This window comes from Vulcanococcus sp. (assembly GCF_044369115.1).
Classification (GTDB): Bacteria; Cyanobacteriota; Cyanobacteriia; order PCC-6307; family Cyanobiaceae; genus Vulcanococcus.
Genome location: NZ_JBIPMN010000146.1, coordinates 1 through 6,984, shown reverse-complemented (window position 1 = coordinate 6,984; position 6,984 = coordinate 1). Strand labels below are relative to the sequence as shown.

The window sequence follows — 6,984 nt, the reverse complement described above, 5'->3', positions numbered from 1 at the left end:
CGGGCGCCTGGTTGTTCACCAGCGTGATCGTGTCGCCCACGCGGGCATCAGCCACGGCCTTGATCGAAGCGGCCAGATAACCCACTTCACCGGCTTGGAGGCTGTCGACCTTGCGCTGATCGGGGGCCATCACGCCCACTTCGTCGAGCTCGTAGGTTTTCTTGCTGGCCATCAACAGCACCTTGTCTTTGGTGCTGAGTGAGCCGGAGATCACCCGGAAATACACAATCACGCCCCGGTAGGGGTCGTAATAGGAATCGAAGATCAACGCCCGCAGCGGCTCATTCACCCGATCGGGCGGTGGCGGAACCCGATCCACCACGGCCTGGAGGATGTCGGGAACGCCCAAACCGCTCTTGGCGGAACAGGGGATGGCACCGGAGCAATCGAGGCCGATGATCGCTTCGATTTCTTCACTGATGCGCTCGGGATCGGCACCTGGAAGATCAATCTTGTTGAGAACCGGGATGATCTCGAGATTGTTTTCGATCGCGAGATACACATTCGCCAGGGTCTGCGCTTCAACGCCCTGGCTGGCATCCACTACCAGCAGCGCACCTTCACAAGCCTGCAGCGAGCGGCTCACTTCATAGGAGAAGTCAACGTGGCCTGGGGTGTCGATCAGGTTGAGGATGTAGGTCTCGCCATCGGCCGCCTTGTATTCCATCCGCGCAGCCTGGAGCTTGATCGTGATACCCCGCTCACGCTCGAGATCCATGTTGTCGAGGAACTGCTCCTGCATATCGCGGGCAGCCACCGTTCCCGTTTCCTGAAGCAAGCGATCCGCCAGGGTCGACTTGCCATGGTCGATGTGGGCAATGATGCAGAAATTGCGGATCCGTGAGGCGGGAACGTCGGTCATTCGCTGAGGTGTTCTCGGGGGCGTCCCGGCTCGGGGCGGTGGATCTCGGTGGGCTGATCCTAGGGAGAGGTGCCCATCCCCCCATGCCCACCACCCCTGCCTGGCTGCTGCTGCTCCTCGCGATTGCATCAGAAGTGGTGGGCACCTCCTGCCTGAAGCTCTCCGCCGGCATGAGCCGCCCCCTTCCCACCCTGGTGGTGCTGGCGGCTTATGGGAGCGCCATGCTGCTGCTCTCGCGGGTGGTGCAAACCATCCCCCTCGGCATCACCTACGCCCTCTGGAGCGGCATCGGGATCGTGGCGATCGTGCTGGTGGGCGTGTTCGCCTACCGCCAGATCCCCAGCTTCGGCCAGTTGGTGGGCATCGCCCTGATCACGACAGGCGTGGCGGTGGTGAACCTCACGGGCCCGCTACACGAGTAAGCCTGGCCAGGCCGCCGAGGGGCCTACCTAAGCTCGCTTCAGCACCCGAGAGCGCCATGAGCACCGACACCACCAACGCCGCACCCGAAACCGCCACCGCCGAAACTGCTGCACCTGATGCCAGCGATCCCCGCGCGCTCACCCTGGAAAACGTGGAGCGCACCCTCGATGAGCTGCGTCCTTATCTGATGGCTGACGGCGGCAACGTGGAAGTGGTGGAGATCGACGGCCCGATCGTGAAGGTGCGCCTTCAGGGCGCCTGCGGCTCCTGCCCCAGCAGCACCATGACCTTGAAGATGGGCATCGAGCGGAAGCTGCGCGAAGCCATCCCCGAAGTGAGCGAAGTGGTTCAGGTGCTCTGATGCACCAGCTCGATCAGGAGCCCAGAACCCCGGCCCCTAGGCTCGGCCCACCTTTGACCGTGGGCCCGTGCTGGATCAGCGCCTGTTGCGCGACAATCCCGAGCTGATCACGGAGCAGCTCGGCCGTCGCGGTATGACGCTCGACCTCACGGGCCTGCAGCTGATGGCTCGCCAGGAGCGCGACCTGGAGGAGCAGCGCAGCAACCTACAGGCCGAGGGGAACCGCATCGGCAAGGAAGTAGGTCTGAAGATCAAAGGCGGCGCCGCCCCCAACAGCCCTGAGGTGCAGGAGCTACGCACCGAAGGCAACCGCATTAAGCAGCAGGTGGCGGTGCTGGAGGAGGAAGAGAAGGCGCTGGAGGCCAAGCTGCGCGAGCAGCTACTCACGCTCCCCAACCTGCCGTCGCCCGACGCCCCGGATGGCCGCAGCGAAGACGACAACGTGGAGATCAAGCGCTGGGGCAACCCGCGCAAGACGGAAGACTGGCTTGAAGAGCACTGGCAGATTGCTGAGCGCCTTGAGCTGTTCGAAGCCGAGCGCTCTGTTCGCATCGCCCAGAGCCGCTTCGTCACCCTGCTGGGCCAGGGCGCGCGGCTGGAGCGAGCGCTGATCAACTTCATGCTCGACCTGCACGGCGGTAAGGGCTACCGCGAGGTGCTGCCGCCGATCCTGGTGAACAGCGCCAGCCTCACCGGCTCAGGCCAGCTGCCCAAGTTCGCCGAGGAGAGCTTCCGCTGCGCCGAAGACGACCTCTGGCTCACCCCCACCGCCGAGGTGCCCGTCACCTCGCTGCACCGCGATGAGGTGATCCCGGCCGAGCAGCTGCCGCTGAAATACGTGGCCTACACCCCCTGCTTCCGCCGTGAAGCCGGCAGCTACGGGCGCGACACCCGGGGCCTCATCCGCCTGCACCAGTTCAACAAGGTGGAGCTCTACTGGTTCTGCCACCCCGATACGTCGGCCGAAGCGCACCAGCAGATCACTGCCGATGCCGAAGCAGTGCTGGAAGCACTCGAGCTGCCCTATCGCAAAATCGAGCTCTGCACCGGCGACATGGGCTTCTCCGCCTCCCGCACTTACGACCTCGAAGTGTGGTTGCCGGGCGCCGGGGCCTACCGCGAGATCTCCAGCTGCTCGGTATGCGGCGACTTCCAGGCCCGCCGCTCCGCCATCCGGATGAAGGAGGGCAAGGGCACGCAGCTGCTGCACACCCTGAACGGCAGCGGCCTGGCCGTGGGACGCACGATGGCGGCGCTGCTCGAGAACGGCCAGCAGGTTGATGGTTCGGTGAAACTACCCGCTGCTCTGGTGCCCTACTTCGGCTCTGAGTCCATCCACGCGGCAATCTGAGCGGCAGTGCGGCAGTGCGGCGCATAACCGTCCGACTCGGGATATCCATGGATATCCGGAGCTGGAGGCGCATCACAGCACACACCCCTGAGCACCTCATGCGGCTGATGCCAACAGCCACTCAGCCGGTAGCAAGCCCAAGCGCTGCGTTAATGCGGGCGCGCAGGGCCGTGAGCTGAGCGGCATCCTGCGCAAGATCCATCCCCCAGCCAGGAACCAGAAAGCGCAACCGCTCCTGCCAGGCGCTGCTGCCGAACCGCTCGGGCCAGCAGCGCTGCAGCACCTCGATCATCGTTTGCACCGCGGTGGAAGCACCGGGTGAGGCACCCAGCAGCGCTGCAAGAGATCCATCGGCACTGCTCACCACCTCGGTGCCCATCTGCAGGCTGCCGCGGCCGTTGATCTGCTTGATGATCTGCACCCGCTGGCCAGCCACGGCCAGCTCCCAATCCTCGCCGCGGGCCTGGGGCAGGAACTGACGCAGGCTCTCGAGCCGTTGCTCCTGGCTCTGCGCCACCTGTGTCACCAGATAGCGGACCAGATCCACATTGGAGACGCCCACCTGCAGGCTGGGCAGCAGGTTGAACGGCTTGAGCGATCCCGCCAGATCCCAGAGGGAGCCCCGCTTGAGGAAGCGGGTGCTGAAACCGGCGTAGGGGCCAAACAACAGCGCCCGCTGGCCGTCGATCCAACGGGTATCGAGGTGCGGCACCGACATCGGCGGTGCTCCTACCGCCGCTTTGCCATACACCTTGGCGTTGTGACCGGCGATCACCTCTGGATTGCGGCACACCAGCCATTGGCCGCTCACGGGAAAGGCTCCGTATTGGCGCGATTCAGGAATACCCGAGCGTTGCAGCAGTGGCAAAGCACCACCACCAGCACCCAGAAACACAAACGGTGCCTGAAAAAAAGCACTGCCGCCGCTGGGCTGCCGTGCCTCCACCAACCAGCCGCTGCCGCTGCGATCAAGGCCCACCACATCGTGGTCGAGCCGCACATCCACGCCCTGCAGCAACGCCGCCGTGAGGGCGCCGAAATTCACATCGGTACCGCGGGCCACACGGGTAGCCGCCAGGGGCTGATCGAGCCTGCGGCCCTGCATCACCAGCTGCATCCACTCGCGCAGCTGAGCGCTGTCGCCGCTCCACTGCATGCCGGCGAACTGGGGCGTGGCGCTCAGCGCCTCCCAGCGCCGGCGCAGGAAAGCCACATTCGCCTCACCCCACACAAAGCTCAGGTGGGGAACCGCCCGGATGAACGCCGCCGGATCTTGCAGCTCGCCGCGCTCCACCAAGGCAGCCCAGAACTGCAAGCTCTGCTCGAAGGCGGCATTGATGGCCAACGCCTTTGCGATCGGCACCGAGCCATCAGCCGCCTGAGGGGTGTAGTTGAGCTCGCAATTGGCCGCATGGCCGGTGCCCGCGTTATTGAGAGCAGCACTGCTCTCAGCCGCCACCGCCGGCAGGCGCTCGAGCACCACCACCTCCAGGGCCGGATCGAGCTGACGCAGCAACCGGGCCAGGGTGGCGCCCATGATTCCGGCCCCCACCAGCAGGGCATCGCAGCGGTGCGTCATCAGGCCGGGACATCCCTCCACAATGGAGTCACTTTGCACCTGCGCGGATGGGGGTTCTCACGGCCCTGGCGATCCTGGCCGGCTTGATCGTGGTGCACGAGGCCGGCCATTTCTTTGCCGCCACCTGGCAGGGCATCCGCGTCAGCGGCTTCTCCGTTGGCTTCGGGCCTGTGCTGCTTGAGCGCCAGCGGCGTGGCGTGCAGTTCGCCCTGCGGGCGATTCCCCTGGGGGGCTTCGTGTCATTTCCCGATGACGACGAAGAGAGCACCATCCCCGCTGACGACCCCGACCTCCTGCGCAACCGCCCGATCTCCCAACGGGCTCTAGTGATCGCCGCGGGCGTCTTGGCCAACCTGTTGCTGGCCTGGAGCGTCTTGGTGGCTCAGGGCCTGGTGGTGGGCATCCCGGCTGGATTCAGCACCACACCAGGGGTACTCGTGGCTGGAGTTCAGCCTGGGCAAGCCGCTGCGGCAGCAGGGCTGCGCCCCGGCGATCGCATCCTCACGGCCGATGGTGTGGATCTGGGAGGGGGTCAAAGCGCTGTGGCTCAGCTGGTGGAACGGGTGAAAGGGGCCCCGGATCAAACCCTGCAGCTCCAGGCTGAACGGGCCGGCAAAGCGATCAGCATCGCCCTCACACCGGCGGATCTCAGCGGCATCGGCCGCATCGGCGCCCAGCTGCAGCCCAGCGGCACCGAAGCTTTCCGCCGGCCCAAGGGCCCTGGCGAGATCGTGCGCCAGGCCAACCGCGACTTCGTCAGCCTCACCCAGCGCACGGTGGAGGGCTTCATCAGCCTGGCCACCCACTTCGGCGAAACAGCCAGCCAGGTGTCGGGCCCGGTGAAAATCGTTGAAATGGGTGCCTCACTCGCCAAGCAGGGCGGCAGCAGCCTGTTTCTCTACACCGCACTGATCTCGATCAACCTGGCAGTGCTCAACGCTCTGCCCCTGCCCCTACTGGATGGCGGGCAGTTCGTCTTCCTGATGATTGAGGGCCTGCGCGGCAAACCCCTGCCCGAGAAATTCCAACTGGCCTTCATGCAGTCGGGTTTTGTGTTTCTGGTGGGCCTCAGCCTGGTGCTGATCGTGAAAGACACCAGCCAGCTAGCGGCGGTGCAGCAACTGCTCGGCCGTTGAGGGCACCCCGAGGGGTAATCTGGTTTGTCATTGCCCGTTGAGTCCAGGCCGCATGGCGAAGAAGTCGATGATTGCGCGCGATGTCAAGCGCCAGAAGATGGTTGAGCGCTTCGCTGCCAAGCGCGCCGCTCTGATGGCTGCCTTTGAAGCCGCTGCCGATCCGATGGAGCGCCTGGAGATCCACCGCAAGATCCAGGGTCTGCCTCGCAACAGCGCCAAGGTGCGCCTGCGCAACCGTTGCTGGGCCACCGGCAAGCCCCGCGGTGTGTACCGCGATTTCGGCCTGTGCCGCAACCAGCTGCGCGAGCGCGCTCACAAAGGTGAGCTGCCCGGCGTGGTCAAGTCGTCCTGGTGAGCTTCCGCTCCACCACTTGCATGATCAAAAGCGCCACAGGGCGCTTTTTTTATGGCTCAAGCGCCATTCGGAAGCGCTGCCAGCTGAACACCCCCATAACAGCCGCCCCGCTTTCCAAAGAGATTGCGGGCGTTGTCACGGCATTCGCACGCCGGATGCGAGAATCCCACTTGACAACAAACAAGACATAAGCCCACGTGCAAGGTCACACTCAGTCGATCTCCTTCGATGGTCGGGAGATCCGGCTGACCACCGGCCGCTTCGCTCCCCAGGCAGGCGGTTCAGTGATGGTCGAATGCGGAGATACCGCCGTTCTGGTCACCGCCACCCGCTCCGGCGGGCGTGAGGGCATTGATTTTCTGCCCCTGATCTGCGATTACGAAGAGCGCCTTTACGCCGCCGGTCGCATCCCCGGCAGCTTCATGCGCCGCGAAAGCCGTCCGCCCGAGCGCGCCACCCTGATTGCGCGCCTGATCGATCGGCCGATGCGCCCGCTGTTCCCCAGCTGGCTGCGCGACGACCTGCAGATCGTCGCCACCTGCATGTCGCTCGATGAGCGGGTTCCGCCCGATGTGCTCGCCGTTACGGGCGCCTCCCTCGCCACCCTGCTGGCCAAGATCCCCTTCCACGGTCCGATGGCGGCTGTGCGTGTAGGCCTGCTGGGCGACGACTTCGTGCTCAACCCCAGCTACCGCGAGATCGAGCGCTCCGACCTCGATCTGGTGGTGGCCGGCACCCCTGAGGGCGTGATCATGGTGGAAGCGGGCGCCAACCAGCTGCCCGAGCAGGACGTGATCGAAGCGATCGACTTCGGTTACGAAGCCGTGTGCGAACTGATCAAGGCTCAACAAGCCCTGCTCAAAGAACTCGGCATCGAGCAGGTGATCCCCGAGCCGCAGGTGGCCGACGACACCCTG

At 65.1% G+C, this 6,984-nt stretch carries 7 protein-coding genes and 1 pseudogene; 6 read left to right on the top strand and 2 right to left on the bottom strand.

Annotation, left to right across the window (positions count from 1 at the left end; translation table 11 throughout):
* Nucleotides 1-862, bottom strand: an 862-nt coding sequence (locus tag ACIQ2E_RS11095) for a GTP-binding protein (RefSeq protein ID WP_398330297.1), incomplete at its 3' end; no start/stop codon positions are given.
* A gap of 83 nt (nucleotides 863-945) precedes the next feature.
* Here ACIQ2E_RS11095 and ACIQ2E_RS11090 point away from each other — a divergent pair.
* From ACIQ2E_RS11090 to serS, 3 genes are all read left to right on the top strand, one after another.
* On the top strand, nucleotides 946-1,284 hold the full coding sequence (locus ACIQ2E_RS11090; RefSeq protein WP_398330294.1) for a DMT family transporter: 339 nt from the start codon (nucleotides 946-948) through the stop codon (nucleotides 1,282-1,284).
* Nucleotides 1,285-1,340: 56 nt separating this feature from the next.
* A complete protein-coding gene (locus tag ACIQ2E_RS11085; RefSeq protein WP_398330291.1) occupies nucleotides 1,341-1,646 on the top strand; it encodes a NifU family protein in 306 nt (101 codons plus the stop codon).
* 67 nt (nucleotides 1,647-1,713) lie between these two features.
* Entirely contained in the window at nucleotides 1,714-2,997 is a 1,284-nt protein-coding gene (gene serS / locus ACIQ2E_RS11080; protein WP_398330288.1) for a serine--tRNA ligase, read from the top strand.
* Nucleotides 2,998-3,118: 121 nt separating this feature from the next.
* On the opposite strand, the gene mqo is transcribed toward serS, so the two are convergent.
* A complete protein-coding gene (mqo, locus tag ACIQ2E_RS11075) occupies nucleotides 3,119-4,576 on the bottom strand; it encodes a malate dehydrogenase (quinone) (protein ID WP_398330285.1) in 1,458 nt (485 codons plus the stop codon).
* A gap of 47 nt (nucleotides 4,577-4,623) precedes the next feature.
* Here mqo and rseP point away from each other — a divergent pair, with 47 nt between their 5' ends.
* From rseP to ACIQ2E_RS11060, 3 genes and pseudogenes are all read left to right on the top strand, one after another.
* Entirely contained in the window at nucleotides 4,624-5,712 is a 1,089-nt protein-coding gene (gene rseP / locus ACIQ2E_RS11070) for an RIP metalloprotease RseP (protein WP_398330282.1), read from the top strand.
* A 52-nt stretch (nucleotides 5,713-5,764) separates the two neighbouring features.
* Complete coding sequence (rpsN, locus tag ACIQ2E_RS11065) at nucleotides 5,765-6,067, top strand: 30S ribosomal protein S14 (protein ID WP_217796494.1); 303 nt, start codon at nucleotides 5,765-5,767, stop codon at nucleotides 6,065-6,067.
* Between the two features lie 197 nt (nucleotides 6,068-6,264).
* Nucleotides 6,265-6,984: pseudogene (locus tag ACIQ2E_RS11060) on the top strand (polyribonucleotide nucleotidyltransferase); the annotation flags it as partial.